At 62.7% G+C, this 15,156-nt stretch carries 12 protein-coding genes; 5 read left to right on the forward strand and 7 right to left on the reverse strand.

Annotated elements, in window-relative coordinates:
* Positions 1-112 precede the first annotated feature (112 nt).
* The 5 genes from Q0G75_RS00440 (at position 113) to Q0G75_RS00460 (ending at position 6,732) form a co-directional block, all read left to right on the forward strand.
* Complete coding sequence (locus tag Q0G75_RS00440; protein WP_294414526.1) at positions 113-1,723, forward strand: ABC transporter substrate-binding protein; 1,611 nt, start codon at positions 113-115, stop codon at positions 1,721-1,723.
* A 134-nt stretch (positions 1,724-1,857) separates the two neighbouring features.
* Positions 1,858-2,760, forward strand: a complete 903-nt coding sequence (locus tag Q0G75_RS00445) for an SGNH/GDSL hydrolase family protein (RefSeq protein WP_294414527.1) — start codon at positions 1,858-1,860, stop codon at positions 2,758-2,760.
* Between the two features lie 142 nt (positions 2,761-2,902).
* Positions 2,903-3,859, forward strand: a complete 957-nt coding sequence (locus Q0G75_RS00450; protein ID WP_294414528.1) for an ABC transporter permease — start codon at positions 2,903-2,905, stop codon at positions 3,857-3,859.
* 3 nt (positions 3,860-3,862) lie between these two features.
* Entirely contained in the window at positions 3,863-5,884 is a 2,022-nt protein-coding gene (locus Q0G75_RS00455) for a dipeptide/oligopeptide/nickel ABC transporter permease/ATP-binding protein (protein WP_294414529.1), read from the forward strand.
* Positions 5,884-6,732: an ABC transporter ATP-binding protein gene (locus Q0G75_RS00460; RefSeq protein ID WP_294414530.1), complete on the forward strand. Its 849-nt coding sequence runs from the start codon at positions 5,884-5,886 to the stop codon at positions 6,730-6,732. The genes Q0G75_RS00455 and Q0G75_RS00460 overlap by 1 nt, the downstream gene beginning before the upstream one ends.
* A gap of 332 nt (positions 6,733-7,064) precedes the next feature.
* Here Q0G75_RS00460 and Q0G75_RS00465 read toward each other — a convergent pair whose 3' ends face one another.
* The 7 genes from Q0G75_RS00465 to Q0G75_RS00495 form a co-directional block, all read right to left on the reverse strand.
* Positions 7,065-7,745 (reverse strand): N-acetylmannosamine-6-phosphate 2-epimerase, encoded by a 681-nt coding sequence (locus tag Q0G75_RS00465; RefSeq protein ID WP_288578532.1) that lies wholly within the window; start codon positions 7,743-7,745, stop codon positions 7,065-7,067.
* A gap of 84 nt (positions 7,746-7,829) precedes the next feature.
* Positions 7,830-8,885, reverse strand: a complete 1,056-nt coding sequence (locus Q0G75_RS00470; protein WP_294414534.1) for an ROK family protein — start codon at positions 8,883-8,885, stop codon at positions 7,830-7,832.
* A gap of 116 nt (positions 8,886-9,001) precedes the next feature.
* Positions 9,002-9,946: a dihydrodipicolinate synthase family protein gene (locus tag Q0G75_RS00475; RefSeq protein WP_294397327.1), complete on the reverse strand. Its 945-nt coding sequence runs from the start codon at positions 9,944-9,946 to the stop codon at positions 9,002-9,004.
* A 182-nt stretch (positions 9,947-10,128) separates the two neighbouring features.
* The gene (gene nagA / locus Q0G75_RS00480; protein ID WP_294414536.1) at positions 10,129-11,274 is read right to left on the reverse strand and encodes an N-acetylglucosamine-6-phosphate deacetylase; all 1,146 of its coding nucleotides are present in this window, start codon (positions 11,272-11,274) and stop codon (positions 10,129-10,131) included.
* 88 nt (positions 11,275-11,362) lie between these two features.
* Positions 11,363-12,088, reverse strand: a complete 726-nt coding sequence (gene nagB, locus Q0G75_RS00485) for a glucosamine-6-phosphate deaminase (RefSeq protein ID WP_294414537.1) — start codon at positions 12,086-12,088, stop codon at positions 11,363-11,365.
* Positions 12,089-12,176: 88 nt separating this feature from the next.
* Positions 12,177-14,354 (reverse strand): hypothetical protein, encoded by a 2,178-nt coding sequence (locus Q0G75_RS00490; RefSeq protein WP_294414538.1) that lies wholly within the window; start codon positions 14,352-14,354, stop codon positions 12,177-12,179.
* Between the two features lie 85 nt (positions 14,355-14,439).
* Positions 14,440-15,066 carry an adenylate kinase gene (locus Q0G75_RS00495; protein WP_294414539.1) on the reverse strand — a complete coding sequence of 209 codons (627 nt, stop codon included), beginning with the start codon at positions 15,064-15,066 and terminating at the stop codon, positions 14,440-14,442.
* Positions 15,067-15,156: the final 90 nt, after the last annotated feature.

Here is a 15,156-nt window from a genome sequence, read left to right on the forward strand (position 1 = left end):
TTCGAAGCCCGTTCAGGGATAATGCATCGTGTTTGCTGTAGTGCGTGCGCGGAAGGCGCATGCGCAGGCTCGGGGCGAAAAGCCGCCTCGACAGATGAACGGAGGGAATCCCATGGAACAGCAGTATTCTCTGTCTCGCCGCACTTTCCTGGCGGGCAGCGCCGTTGCCGCCGCAACGGCCGGCCTGGCCCTGAGCGGCTGCGGCAGCAGCTCCTCTTCCGAGGGCGGCAAGCCCAGCGGCTCCGCCAGCACCGGCGGCGTGATCACCGCCGCTTGCAGCTACAAGAACGCTAACTACAACCCCATCGGCGCAAGCTCCGCTCTGATGCTGCCCGCTATCCAGCACTGCCTGGAGGGCCTCTATGAGCTGGATTACTTCACCGGCGAGTCCAACGCCGCTCTGGCCGCCGGCGAGCCCGTCAAGGTCTCCGAGACCGAGTACGAGGTCGCTCTGCGCGAAGGCGCCACGTTCTCCAACGGCGAGGCCGTGACCGCCGCCGACGTCGTGGCCGTCATCGAGGCCAACAAGGCCAACGCCACCTATAAGGACATGCTGTCCTTCATCGACTCCGTCGCCGCCAAGGACGACGCCACCGTGTCCTTCACGCTGGCCTACCCGTTCGTCGACAGCGACAAGCAGCTCAAAGAGCGCCTTTCCCTGTGCCGCGTGTTCCCGGCTGCCGAGATCACCAAGGAGACCATGACCACCCCGCCGACCGGCTCCGGTGCATGGGCCTTCGGCGAGTGCAACGGCGAGGACGGCGGCGAGCTGAACTTCGTCCCCAACCCCAAGTACAATGGCCCGAAGCCGGCTTCCGCCGACGCCATGCAGTGGCTCGTGCGCGTTGACAACACCGCTCGCGTGACCGCCCTGCAGGAGGGTACCGCCATCGCCGGCGAGAACATCCCGTTCTCCAACATCGACCAGCTGGTCGGCGCAGGCGTCACCGTCGACAGCGTCGACAGCTACGGCATCGGCTTCCTGATGTTCAACTGCCAGAAGGAGCCCTTCAACGACAAGCGCGTCCGTCAGGCCTTCCACTACGCCATCGACTACGACAAGCTGATCAAGAACCAGCTGGGCGGCAACGCTGAGACGCTGACCTCCTACCTGCCGAAGGACAACCCGGCCTACCACGAGGCCTCCACGGTCTACAAGTACGATCCCGAGAAGGCCAAGTCCCTGCTCAAGGAGGCCGGCCAGGAGAACCTCGAGGTCAAGCTGCTCGTCATCGACAACTGGATCAAGGACCTGTCCGCTCAGATCCAGCAGGACCTGCAGGCCGTCGGCATGAACGTCACGCTCGACGTGCAGGCTGCCCCCTACCCCACGATGGCCGCTTCCAAGACCGACGAGATCCTGCCCTTCGACGTGTTCCTGGCCCCCGGCGACGTCTCCTGCTTCGGCACGAACGCCGACGTGCATCTGGCTTGGTTCTACGGCGAGAACACCGACTGGTGCCAGGGCCGTTCCTGCTGGGCTAAGGCCGGCGACGGCAAGTGCCAGGAGTTCAACGAGTACCTCGACCAGGCTCGCAAGGCTACCGACGCCAACACGCGCCAGGAAGCGTACAACAAGTGCTTCGACATCATCTCCGAGGAAGTGCCGCTGTACCCGCTGTTCCACAAGAAGGTCGTCACCGGCTACTGGGCCGGCCTCATCGAAGGCTTCGAGCCCAGCCCGACCACCGGCCTGTACTTCCAGAACGCGAAGCTGAAGTAATAACCGCCAGGTTATAGGCTGCATCCGGAAAGCCCACCTCATTGCGAGGTGGGCTTTCTTTGCGTCTTGACCCCATATGCGCGTGAAGCGTATACCATGTTCACGTCGATTCTATTTAGGGGGGTTATCACCGCATGACACGTTTGTTTTCCGTATACGGAGACTCCATCAGCTCGTTCGAGGGCATCCTACCGCAAGGCTGGCGCGTGTTCTTCGAAGGCGAGCAGCTTGAACTCACCGGCGTGAAGACGCCGCACGACACCTGGTGGGGCCAGGTCATCGATCACTTCGGCGGGCAGTTCCTGGCCAATGCGTCCTGGTCGGGCTGCGTGGTGGAAGGCCGCGACTTCCCCGTCGGCGCCTCGCCTGAGCGCATCGAGCACCTGCAGGCCGGCGGGCGCACCCCCGACGACATCCTCGTGCATATCGGCATCAACGACTACGGCTGGGGGTCGGGGTACGCGCAGATCTGCGCGGCAACGCCTTCCGCACCGCCGAAGCTTGCCGCCGAGTGTCCCGATCACGGCAAGGTAGCGGGCATGGCCCCCGAAGGCACCCTTGCCAACTTCGAGGAATCCTTCCGCCGCATGCTGGCCACCATGCACGCTCAATACCCGAACGCTCGCATCTGGGTCTCCACGCTCCTTCCCGGCCGCGTGAAGGGCGCGCATCGTCCCACATCCCCGCGCTGGTTCCGCGGCATCTGCGTCGACGAGTACAACAAGATCATCCGCGCCGCCGCCAGCGACGCCGACAACTGCTATCTCGTGGACATGCAGGCGTTCGGCTACGACTACGACGCCATCGACGGCACCCACCCCACCGCGCTGGGCATGAAGCAGATGGCTTCCATGTTCATCCGCGGCATGGAGCAGGCCGACCCCGAGCTGCCGCGCACCCCTTACGACGGGCACGACCTGTTCCCCGACGAGATGAAAAGCGCCGAGTTCTGCACGAAGCCCTGCGTCGGTTGCGAATACGCGCGCGGCACCGGCAACAACTGGTGGCACGTCTGCGAGAAGCAGCTGGCTGATTAGTTATCCTATTTCGCCGTTTATCTGCGAAGACCTGTTGCAAATCGGTATAATGTGGAAGGTTTGCCAGCCTATCTTGGTTGAACGATGGCAAACCACGTAACGTAAGCATGCTCTCATGAGCCTACAGAAAGGAGGGGATCGAGTGAACAACCTGCTTCGACTGATCGGCAATCGCCTGCTTTGGCTGCCCATCATGGTGTTCGGTGTCACCGTTCTCGTCTTCTTCCTGATGTCGCTTTCGCCTATCGACCCCGCCTTCTCGGCGCTTGGCGAAAACGCGTCACCCGACCAGTTGGAGGCCTACCGCGTCGAGCACGGCCTCAACGATCCGCTGATCGTGCGCTACGGCGACTACATGGCCGGCTTCTTCCATGGCGACCTGGGCACGTTCGGTCCCTCGAACCAGTCCGTGTCCGCTCGCATCGCCACCGCGCTGCCCATCACGCTGCAGCTCGGCTTCTTCGGCTTCATCATCGCGATTGTGGCCAGCGCCATCCTCGGCGTCGTCTCCGCCCTGTATCGCGACCGTTGGCCCGACCAGGTCATCCGCATCTTCTCCATCGCCTGCATCGCCACGCCGTCGTTCTGGCTGTCGGTGCTGTTCATCCTGTTGTTCTCCTCCACGCTGCACCTGTTGCCGGCCTCCGGCCCCCTACCTGCGTTCACGCAAGATCCCGGCGGATGGCTGGCGCGCATGGCAATGCCGGGCATCGCGCTTGCCGTGCCGCTGACCGGCCAGATGACGCGCATCATCCGCACGTCCATGGTCGAGGAGCTCGACAAGGACTACGTGCGCACTGCCCGCGGCTTCGGCATCCCCTATGGCACCGTCGTCGCCCGCAACGTGCTGCGTAACGCCCTGATCACGCCCGTCACCGTGCTTGGCCTGAAGTTCGGCTACATGATCGGCGGCGCCGTGGTCCTCGAGGTCATCTTCGCCCTTCCGGGCATGGGTATGGCCATCGTCTCCGGCGTTACCTCGAATTACGTCATGTTGGTTCAGGGTGTCGTTCTCGTCGTCGCCATCACGTTCATCATCGTGAACGTCATCGTCGACATGCTCTACATCCTTATCGATCCGCGAATTAGGACGGTGTAGAGTATGGTTCAACTTCGTGGCGACCTCACCAAGAAGATGGAGGACGGTGCCGGCAAGGTTCGCTTCCGCCGCTGGAAGAACATGACCGTCGGCGCGCGCATCTCGCTCGTCATCCTCATCGCTATCATCGTAGTGGCCGCTCTGGCCGACTTCATCGCGCCCTACAGCCCCTACGAGATCTTCACCTCGTTCTGCGCACCTGATTCCGCGCACCTGTTCGGCACCGACGACAAGGGCCGCGACGTCATGTCCCGCCTGATGTGCGGCGCTAAGTACTCCCTAGTCATCGGCCTGGGTGCTACCGGCTTCGCACTGGTCGTGGGCTCCATCATCGGCGCCATCGCCGCTGTTGTGCGCCCGCGCATCGCCAACGTTATCATGCGTATCCTGGACATCATCATGTCCTTCCCCGGCATCGCGCTTGCCGCCACCTTCATCGTGGTGTTCGGCAACTCCGTGCCCTCGCTCATCTTCGCCATCGGCTTTCTGTACATCCCGCAGATCGCCCGTATCGTGCGCGCCAACGTCATGAGCGAGTACAACCAGGACTACGTCCGCGCAGTCGTCGTCTCCGGCGCCCGCGCCCCGTGGATCCTGTGGAAGCACGTCGTGCGCAACTGCGTGGCTCCCGTCCTCGTGTTCACCATCGTGCTCGTGGCCGACGCCATCGTGTTCGAGGCCTCCCTGGCCTTCATCAGCGCCGGTATCCCCGAGCCCACCCCCACCTGGGGCAACATCCTGGCCGACGCCCGTAACGGCGTGCTGGCCGGCCGCTGGTGGCAGGCGCTGTTCCCCGGCATCATGATCATGCTGACCGTTCTGTGCCTCAACATCGTCTCCGAGGGCATCACCGACGCCATTGCCGCGCCGAAGAGCGCCGTCAAGGTCGACGAGAACGACCTCAATAAGGACCGCGAGGCCGACCGCATGGTCGCCGACCCGACGCTGGCCTACGCCGCTCAGGCCGACATGCTGAACAAGCGCCTGGCCGCCCTGAAGGAAGCCGAGCTTACGCGCACCGACCGCTTCGAGGCCCGCACCGACGTGCCGCCCATCCTGGAAGTCAAGGACCTGTGCATCAAGTTCCCCCGCCATGGCGACGTGAACGTGGTCGACCATGTCAGCTTCGTGGTGCGTCCGCGCCAGACCATGGGCCTTGTGGGCGAGTCCGGCTGCGGCAAGTCCATCACCAGCCTGGCCATCATGGGCCTGCTCGACAAGAAGGCCGAGATCTCCGGCGAGATCATGTACGACGGCAAGAACCTGCTCAACCTCTCCGACAAGGAGATGAACGAGCTGCGCGGCCGCGAGATCGCCATGGTCTACCAGGACGCCCTGTCCTCGCTCAACCCCTCCATGCTCATCCGCTCTCAGATGAAGCAGCTGACCAAACGTGGCGGCACCCGTTCCGCCGAGGAGCTGCTCGAGCTGGTCGGCCTTGATCCGAAGCGCACGCTGGATTCCTACCCGCATGAGCTCTCAGGCGGCCAGCGCCAGCGCGTGCTCATCGCCATGGCCCTGACGCGCGACCCCAAGCTGGTCATCGCCGACGAGCCCACCACCGCCCTTGACGTGACGGTCCAGAAGCAGGTCATCGACCTGCTGAACAAGCTGCAGCACGAGCTTGGCTTCGCCATGGTGTTCGTGAGCCACGACCTGGCGCTCGTTGCCGAGGTCGCCAACTCCATCACCGTCATGTACGCTGGCCAGGTTGTGGAGCAGGGCCCGGTGAAGGAGATCCTCACCAACCCCATCCACGAGTACACGCGCGGCCTGCTCGGCTCCGTTCTGTCCATCGAGGCAGGCGGTGCGCGCCTGCATCAGGTTCCCGGCTCGGTGCCTTCGCCCAAGGACTTCCCCGAAGGCGACCGCTTCCGTCCGCGTTCCAGCCACCCGGACAAGACGTCGAACGTGCGGCCCATGCTCAAGCGCGTGGCGGATTCCGACCACTATTACGCCGAGCTGCCTGACAGCGAGCTGAAGCGCATCGGCGTCAAGCCTTATCTCACGGGAGGTGCGAACTAATGGCCGAAGCAACCAACAATGCAGCCGTCGCCAACAACGACGAGCAAACGCCGATCATCTTCCTTGATGATATCCACGTGGTATTCAAGACGCGTACCGGCTCCCTGCTGCACCCCAACAAGGTCCACGCCGTCAACGGCCTGTCCCTGAAGCTCATGCCGGGCCAGACCATCGGCATCGTGGGCGAGTCCGGCTGCGGCAAGTCCACCACGGCCAACGTCATGTGCGGTCTGCAGGCCCCCACGTCCGGCCACGTGTACTTCAAGGGCACCGATGTCACGAAGCGCTCCGCTGCGCAGCGTAAGATCATCGGCCGCGTCATCTCCGTTGTGTTCCAGGACCCGGCAACGGCCCTGAACGCACGCATGACCGTGCGCGAGCAGCTCATGGACCCCATGATCGTGCACAAGGTGGGCGACGCGAAGTCCCGCGAAGCCCGCGTGCGTGAGCTCATCGAGATGGTCGGCCTTCCCAACAGCGTCCTCGAGGCGCTGCCCGGCCAGATGTCCGGCGGCCAGCGTCAGCGCGTGGCAATCGCCCGCGCGCTGTCCCTGAAGCCCGACGCCATCATCGCCGACGAGCCCACCTCGGCCCTCGACGTGTCCGTGCGCGCCCAGATCCTCAACCTGCTGATGGATCTGAAGAAGGAGCTCAACCTTGCCATGGTGTTCATCAGCCATGACATCCAGACGGTGCGCTACATCTCCGACCAGATCATCGTCATGAACCATGGTCAGGCCGTTGAGCGCGGCACCGCCGAGCAGATCTTCAACAACCCCAAGGACGACTACACGCGCCTGCTGCTGGGCGCCGCCCCGTCACTGCTCCATCCCGACCTGGGCAAGTAGCCTTACGGCCAGCTAACCTAACGGGAAACGCAATCGCCCCCGCCGCTCGCAAGAGCAGCAGGGGCGATTTTCATTTGGTTAGATTTCAGAAGTAATACCGTATAACTTAGGAAGCCCTTGTTATCGGCGAGCCAACAATCCGATTAGCACAGATGAGCCCTTGCTCGGTACCTCATAAAGCGAGTTCCGCAGCGACTGGGACAGCTCAGTGAACTGTCCCACCAAGCGAGGATTGTCTGAGCGACTGGGGTACCGAGCAAGGGCTCATCGAACGGGACAAAAAGAAGCCCCGACCAACAAAGGTCGGGGCTTCCGATGGGACTGTGAAAAACCTACTTGCCAGCAGCCTCCACGAACCAGCTGGTGATGCTGGTGGGGTGCGTGATGGCGGTGCCGACCACGACGGCCCACGCACCGGCATCCATAGCCGCCTTCGCATCGGCCGGCGTATGCACGCGGCCCTCGCAGATAACGGGCTTGCCGGGGAACTCCTCCACAGCCTGGCGAACCAACGCCACATCCGGGCCGTCGGCCATACCGCAATCGATGGCGGCGCCGGGGTGCGAGAGCGTGGTGGAGGCGATATCGCAGCCGATGGCGAACGCATGGCGGATGTCCTCGATAGTGGAGCAGTCCGCCATCACGAGCACGCCCTCCTCCTTCAGCGGGCGCACCGTGTCCTCGAGCGTCTTGCCGTCGGGGCGCGGACGATCGGTGGCGTCGATGGCCACGATGTCGGCGCCGGCCATCACGCAGGCACGCGCATGACGCAGCGTAGGCGTGATGTAGACGCCCTCATGGCCTTCCTTCCAGATGCCGATGACGGGCACCTCGGTGCGGCCCTTGATGGCCGCGATGTCGGACAGGCCCTGGCAGCGGATGCCGCCGGCGCCGCCCAGCTCGCACGCACGGGCCATCTGGGCCATGGTCTCAGGGTGGCGCAAGGGCTCGCCCATATATGCCTGGCAGCTGGCGATGACCTTGCCGCGCAATTGCTCGATAATGGGATCCATTTCCCTATCCTTTCGTAATCGAAAACAAGCGGCGCCCGTAACCGCGAATCCACGGCGCCGGGCGCTGCGATATACCGACAGAGGCTACTCCTGCGGCTCTTCCCTATCCAGTTGCTCTTGGGAGCCATTCGGCTCGTCGAGCGCTTCAAAACCCTCGGCGCCGTCAAACTCGTCCAGCTCCTGCTGGGCCTCGACATCCTCCAAGTAATCCAGCAGATCCTCGGCAGCGCCGATGAGCGGGGCGTGCCCGCCCAGCTCGGCTGCAAGGATGGGCAGGCTGCGCTGCGCCAGCGGGATTTGACGCTCAAAGCCCTCCTGCACCGCCGCGCGCCACTTCGTGCCCGCCTTGGGCACCGAGCCGCCGATGACCACCATATCGGGGTCAAGCAGGTTCGTGATGCCCGCAATGGCCTCGCCCAGGGCGATGCCGGCGGTCATGATGACCTTGTGTGCCGCAGGCTCGCCTTCAGCTGCGCGGCGGGAGATCTCGGCACCGTCGATGTGGTCACCCGTAATCTCAGCATAGCGCGCCTCGATGCCGCTTCCCGACGCCACCAGCTCCAAATGGCCGGCACCGCCGCACACGCACGGGATGCCCACGGCCTGCGAGCAGGCGATATGCCCGATCTCGCCGGCGAAACCGTGGTTGCCGCGCACCAAGCGCCCATGGGCGATCACGGCACCGCCGATGCCCGTGCCGGCGGCGATCATCATGCAGGTATCGGCCCCGCTGGCAGCGCCCCAGCGCGCCTCACCGAGGCCATGGGCCTGCACGTCGTTGAGCACCGATACCGGCAGCTCGCAGGACTCCTCCAAGCGCTCCTTGATGGGCTGGCCAGTCCATCCGGGCATGATCTCGTTGGCGTACGCGATGCCGCCCGTGACCGCATCCACGCGGCCCGCGGTGGACACGCCGATGCCGAGCACCTGCTCGCGACGCGAGCGCGCCTCGGCAAGCACCGTGTTCGCCACATCGCACACGGTGACGAGCACCGGGCCGCCCCCACGCTGCGCCTGCGTGGGCACCTGGGTTTCGAACACGACTTCAGGGGCAGCGTCGATCTGCTCGTATCGCAACAGCGCGCCGGCGATCTTCGTGCCGCCGATGTCAAGCGCCGCAACGTATGCGGGATATTCCATGCACCCCACCCTTCCCTTTTCGAAAAGCACCTTATCACCTGGTGCTAACCATGGTACCGCAAACAAAAAAGCCGGCGCGGGTGGAACCTGCGCCGGCTTGCAAAAGCGAAGAAAAGCTACTTGCGGATGGGAGCGTCCGCGTCCATGAGGCCGGCCTTCTTGATGACCTCGACGATGGCCGCGACGTCCTCGCCCTCGAGCGGCTGGACGGGCTCGCGCATCTGGTTCGTGTTGAACACGCCCATCTGCCACAGAGCCGTCTTGAACGCGCCCACACCGGCGCCGAAGCCGACAGTGGCCTTGACCACGCGGGTCAGGAACATCAGGCGGGCCAGGTGATCCTGAATCTCCTTGACGCGGTTCCAGTCACCGGCCTGAGCGGCCTTCCACTGCTCCACGTAGCTGTGCGGATCAAGGTTGGCCAGACCCGGAACGCTGCCGTCGGCGCCGGCCAGGTACGCGCCGTCGACGCACACCTCATGACCGGTGAGCAGCTGCAGCGGATGACCGGCGTCCTCGTTCTCGAGCACCAGCCAGCGGAAGCTGACGTCGTCGCCGGAGGAGTCCTTCACGCCCTGCAGCACGCCGTCCTTGCCGAGACGCACCAGCATGGTGGGGTCGAGCTTAGTGTGCACGCACACGGGCAGGTCGTAAGCGAACAGCGGCAGATCGGTATGCTCGCGGATGGCGCGGAAGTGACGCTCGGTCTCCTTCGGGCCGCCCAGAGCGTAGAACGGGGCGGTGGCGACCAGCGCGTCGACGCCGAAGCCCTTGGCACGCTTAGCCTGATCGACCACGCGCAGGGTTTCCATGTCGATAACGCCGGCAAGCACGGGCACGCGATGGTTCACGATGGCCACGGCCTCCTGCAGCACATGGTAACGCTGGGCGTCGGTGAGGAACGCGACCTCGCCCGAGGAGCCCAGGAAGAACAAGCCGTCGACGCCGGCGTCGATCATACGGTTGATGGAGCGCTCGAAGGCCTCCAGGTCAAGCTGCTTCTTCTCGGTCAGCGGGATGACCACCGGGGGGATTACGCCGTGGAACGGGGAATCGGTCATGATGAGTACCTTGCCTCTTTCTTTCTGTTGAGCAAACTTCAATGAGGATAGTATCGAGGTTCGCGGTTCGTCAACGAGCTGGCCAACGTTTCACAAACAAAGGATGGAAACCGCCTTACGGCGCGAATAGCCGCTCGAACGGCGCAAACCGCATAGCAGCGGCACAGCCAATCGCCTCAACGCTACGCGATGGCCTTCCCTCGAAGCACCACATGCTTGATGTTCAGGTCGCGGTCGAGCACCACGGCATCGGCCTGATAGCCCGGGGCGATGGCGCCGAGCTTGCCGTCAAGCCCCAAGGCGCGGGCCGGGTTAACCGTTGCGGCCTTCACGGCGCTTGTCAACGGGATGCCCATGGTGCGCACCGCCGTGCGCATGCACGCCATCACGTCGGAAACGCTGCCGGCAAGGCTGCCGTTGGCGATGGTGGCCCGATTACCCTTGACGAAGAACTGCTGACCTCCCAGCTCGTATTCGCCATCCCCCAGCCCGCAGGCGCGCAGGCTGTCGCTGATCAAGATCATGCGGTCGTCGCCGAACAGGGCAAACGCCAGGCGCACCATAGCGGGATGGATATGCACGCCGTCGGCGATGATCTCGGCCGTGACGTCGTTTCGCTCCGCGCCCGCGGCAATGGGGCCGGGCTCTCGGTGATGCAGCGAGGGCATAGCGTTGAACAGGTGCGTCATGTGACGCGCACCTGCATCGAAGGCCGCGCACGCGTCATCGTAGCCAGTGCACGTATGGGCGACGGAAACACGCACGTCATGGGACATCTGGCGAATGAACTCCAAGTTGCCCGGTTGCTCGGGTGCCACGTCCACCAGCTTGATGAGCCCCTTCGCCTGCTGCTGCAGACGGCCGAACTCCTCGACGGAGGCGCTGCGCACGTATGCGGGGTTCTGAGCACCTACCTTGTCAGGGGCGATATAGGGGCCTTCCATATTGACGCCCACAATGCCGGCCTCCCCCGCAGCGGTTTCGTGAGCGGCAACGCTGGCCACGATGGGTGCCAGGCGCTCTTCGGGAAGGGTCATGGTGGTCGGGCAGATGGAGGTCACGCCCCGGCTTGCCTCGTAAGCCGCAATGACGGAGATGCCCTCATCGGATGCATCGCAGAAATCGTGGCCCATGGCGCCGTGGAAGTGCACGTCTATCAGACCGGGGATCACATAGCACCCCGAAGCGTCCAGGATATCGTCGGCGTCACCAACACCGCACGCTTCGGCTCCCGACGCCTCGATGCGGGAGAAGGTCTGCCCCTCCACCAACACATCGCGCTCGCGGAAGCACTGACCATCGAACACCTTGCCGTTTGCAATGCGCATATCCGCATGCTCCTTTCAAATATGGAAGGGCCTCCCGCTTGTGCGGAAAGCCCTTCGAATGTGTTATCGATTATGGCACCGGTACGCCTTACAGCAGCGAGCCGGCCTCGGCGTCCACCACAACGGTGACGTTGGGGTGCAGCTGCAGCACGGACGCGGGGACCTGCGGGGTGACGGGGCCGAAGAACGCGTCGCGAACGATCTGCGCCTTGTCGACGCCGCTGGCCACCATCAGGATGGCGCGCGCCTTCATGATGGTGCCGATGCCCATGGTATAGGCCTCGCGAGGGACCTGGTCGATGGACTCGAACAGGCGGCTGTTGGCGTTGATGGTGCTCTCCGTCAGCTCGACCACATGGGTGCGCACGGGGAACTCGTCGCAGGGCTCGTTGAAGCCGATGTGGCCGTTGTGGCCCAAGCCCAGCAGCTGCAGGTCGATGCCGCCTGCCTCGCTGATGGCCTGCTCGTAAGACTCGCAAGCGGCCTGCGCATCCGGGTTGGCGCCGTCGGGGACGCTGGTGGCCTCGGGGTCGATGTCGACATGGTCGAAGAGGTTCTTCTGCATGAAGTAGCGGTAGCTCTGGTCATGCTCGGAAGACAGGCCGCGGTACTCGTCCAGATTGAACGTGGTGACCTGCTCGAAGCTGATACGGTCGGCCTGGAAGTCCTCCACCAGGTCGGCGTACAGCCCGATGGGCGTGGAGCCGGTGGCCAGGCCGAGCGTGGAAGCCGGGTCCACGATCAGCTGGGCGGCGATCAGATCCGCCGCGCGGCGGCTCATATCCTCGTAGGTCTCCTCGATGAACAGTTGCATGTGATGCCCTTTCTTTCGCCGTTGAAAATCAGTCTGGGTTGATAATGGGAATGTGCGCGTGCAACGGCCGCCCGCCGCACGCTGCCGCCTAGGTCCAGAACAGCACCGTCTCGATGATGTCCTGATACGACCAGGGGTAGATATCGGAGAACCATCCGGTCTCCGGAACGAAGCAAATCAGCGCGATGTAGAGCACCGAGATGCAGACGAGCGCCAAAAGTCCCTTCATAAGCAGCACCTGGGCCGTCGACCCGGGCCTGAGGTTCTCGTTGACGATGAACGCCAGAAGCACCGATGCCGCCAGGAACATGAAGCTGAAGTCCGCGTAGTAGCGCTGCAAAATGCCCGCCATCTGCGCATCCATCAGCGCAACCACCACGCCGCCGAACAGCAAAGCAATGATGACGCCCGCAATGGTTCGCGTTGAGCGCGTCTTAAAGCGCAATGCCAGGATACGGCGCGAGAACGGCAGGATCCACAGGATGGGAAGGCATGCCAGCACGCCGCCGAACGTGACCTCCTTAATGGTCTGCCCCAGGTACGTGGTCTCAAACGGAGCAGGCTGCAGGAACGGGAACACGCCAGTCATGGAAGGCGGCTGCAGGAAGTATGCGAACAGCGCCGGAGCCAAACGCCCGATGTTCCAACCACGCTTGGTCATGTCGTTGACCGTCAGGTTGTAGTTCGCGCCGAAATCGGTGAAGCTGCCGAAACGAGCATGGTTGTATAGCATGAGCCCCGCCGCCACCACGATGTACGGCGCCATCAAGCACGCGAACTCGATTGCGCCCTTACGCGTGAGAATGGTCCGCTTCGTGATGTACTTGCGCCAGAACAGAGGAAACGCCACCAATGACAGCACGATCAGCTGCGGACGGCACCCAACAACCAGGGCCATGCACAGGCTTCCGCCCAGATACCAACCACAAGGGCTCTTCGCCGCACGGCCGCGCATCCACAGGTATAAGCCCCACACCGAGAACGCCAAGCCCATGGAAATGGGAAGCGAGTAGAAGGTCGGGAACTTCAGCAAATACAGGATGCCGCAGCACATGACCAGCGGAATCTGCAGCAACAGGTACAAGCCTAGGCTGACGCGCTTGAAGTGATAGCGTGCGAACCTGTCAAGCAAAGCGGAACAGCCCAGCACGAACATGATGACGGCTATGAGCACACCGATGGCCGTCGGGAAATTCGAGCCAGTGAGCAAATAGAACGGCAAGTAGAACACGAGCACGGGAACCACGCCGAAGTACACGTAGTAATGCCCATCATGGTAGGCAACGTCGAACAGGTACTCCTCGCCCGTTTCCTTTTGCAACTCATCGCGAGCGCCCTTGTCATAAGGGTCATCCATTTCCTGGAGCCACTGGGGAGGGGTTTCCTCCAAGTACAACCGCCCATGAGCCATAGACTTGGCCAGCTCGGCATATTGCTGTGCGTTTTCACCGCCGACCTTGAACGTGTTGGCGATGCCGGCGCCATCCCACGAGCCGGAATTGTACGTGCTTGTGGCGACGCCAACCAAGTTCGAGCCCATGAACAGATAGGAACTGAGCAGTACGATCTCGATAGCCACGGCCGTGATCAGCGCGGCCTTCGACTTGCGAGGATTGCGAACGATGCCGATGCGGTAGATGGCCGACTTCGGACGGAAGATGAATGCAAGCGACAAAATGCCCAGAGTGAACAAGAAACGCGTTTGGTTGAACAGGAACGGCTCCCGCGCGTTGATGGACACATCGGAAAGCTTCACCGGGTAGTTGATATCCTCGCCGGTGATGGTGATCTTAAGATTGGTCACTAGCCCCGTGGTGTTCAGATTGATGTACTCGCTTTGATCGCACAGCGTGTTGACGTCTACCTCGGGAACACCCACCGTGTACTCGGTAGAATCGAAGTAAGTGCTGTGAGCCTCGTCGGTGAACTGGATCTTCACCTTCAGCTGCTGTGCGGGTTGCCGGTAATCGAAGTTCAACCACACGTTATGAACCTCTGAGTTGAGGTTCTTGAATTCGATGACGTGATTGACTTCGGTGACGCGGTACTGGTTATCGAGGGTCTTCGTCAGCGCCAAGCGATTATCCAGATTGGTGGTGTGGTAGCCAGCCGTGCGGAAGTAGTTGAAGTTGAACACGAAAGTTTCCAGCACCAAAGCCGCAAGTATCAACAGCACGGCGCTCTTCAAGACGTGCTTTACCGTAGCGCCATGCTTAAGCATAAGCTGCTGGTGCCAGTAGGATATGTTCTGCTTCATGGTAGGCATACGGCGAAACATTATACGGGATAAGCAAAGGGAGGGGTAGTTTCACCCCTCCCTCTCAAGCAATATGCACGTTTTATTGCAGATGCTACAGACCCAAAGCCTGCTTCACATCAGCGTAGACAACGTCGACGTCGCGGTCGCCGTCGATGGACACGAGCAGATCGCAGCCGCGATAGTAGTCGATCAGCGGAGCCGTGGACTTCTCGTAAACGTCAAGCCGGTTGCGCACCGTGGCCTCGTTGTCGTCGTCGCGCTGGTACATCTCGCCACCGCATGCGGGGCAAGAAGCGTCGGCGACGGAGCCGATGTGGCCGCATTCCTTGCACATACGACGGGAGGTCAGGCGCTTGACGATGACCTCGAAGTCGACATCGATGAGCAGAGCGGCGTTCAGCGGGCGCTTCAGCTCGGCCAGCATGGTGTCAAGAGCCACAGCCTGCGTGGTGGTACGCGGAAAACCGTCCAGGATGACGCCCTTCTCGGTGTCAGGCTGCTCGATGCGCTCCTTCATCAGGTCGATGATCAGCTCGTCGGGAACCAGTTCGCCGGCGTCCATGAAGCCCTTGGCCTTAACGCCCAGGGGGGTCTGATTCTTAACGGCAGCGCGAAGGATGTCGCCCGTGGAAATATGGCACAGGCCGCAATCCTCGACCAGCTTGGCAGCCTGCGTGCCCTTACCGGCGCCCGGGGCGCCCAGCAACACGATGTTCATGGTGAAGCAATCCTTTCGAGATATGCAGATAATGCAATTCCCATGATAACAAAAAGGGAGGGCCCGAAGGCCCTCCCTATCGGTAACTGC

Source organism: uncultured Senegalimassilia sp. (assembly GCF_934636665.1).
Classification (GTDB): Bacteria; Actinomycetota; Coriobacteriia; order Coriobacteriales; family Eggerthellaceae; genus Senegalimassilia.

Bases quoted from the DNA above. Each gene is read 5' to 3' on its own strand.
- Q0G75_RS00495 (WP_294414539.1), bottom strand. From the start codon at position 15,066: ATGAACATCGTGTTGCTGGGCGCCCCGGGCGCCGGTAAGGGCACGCAG.
- Q0G75_RS00475 (WP_294397327.1), bottom strand. From the start codon at position 9,946: ATGACCGATTCCCCGTTCCACGGCGTAATCCCCCCGGTGGTCATCCCG.
- Q0G75_RS00460 (WP_294414530.1), top strand. From the start codon at position 5,884: ATGGCCGAAGCAACCAACAATGCAGCCGTCGCCAACAACGACGAGCAA.
- nagA (WP_294414536.1), bottom strand. From the start codon at position 11,274: ATGCGCATTGCAAACGGCAAGGTGTTCGATGGTCAGTGCTTCCGCGAG.
- Q0G75_RS00455 (WP_294414529.1), top strand. From the start codon at position 3,863: ATGGTTCAACTTCGTGGCGACCTCACCAAGAAGATGGAGGACGGTGCC.
- Q0G75_RS00470 (WP_294414534.1), bottom strand. From the start codon at position 8,885: ATGGAATATCCCGCATACGTTGCGGCGCTTGACATCGGCGGCACGAAG.
- nagB (WP_294414537.1), bottom strand. From the start codon at position 12,088: ATGCAACTGTTCATCGAGGAGACCTACGAGGATATGAGCCGCCGCGCG.
- Q0G75_RS00445 (WP_294414527.1), top strand. From the start codon at position 1,858: ATGACACGTTTGTTTTCCGTATACGGAGACTCCATCAGCTCGTTCGAG.
- Q0G75_RS00490 (WP_294414538.1), bottom strand. From the start codon at position 14,354: ATGCCTACCATGAAGCAGAACATATCCTACTGGCACCAGCAGCTTATG.
- Q0G75_RS00440 (WP_294414526.1), top strand. From the start codon at position 113: ATGGAACAGCAGTATTCTCTGTCTCGCCGCACTTTCCTGGCGGGCAGC.
- Q0G75_RS00465 (WP_288578532.1), bottom strand. From the start codon at position 7,745: ATGGATCCCATTATCGAGCAATTGCGCGGCAAGGTCATCGCCAGCTGC.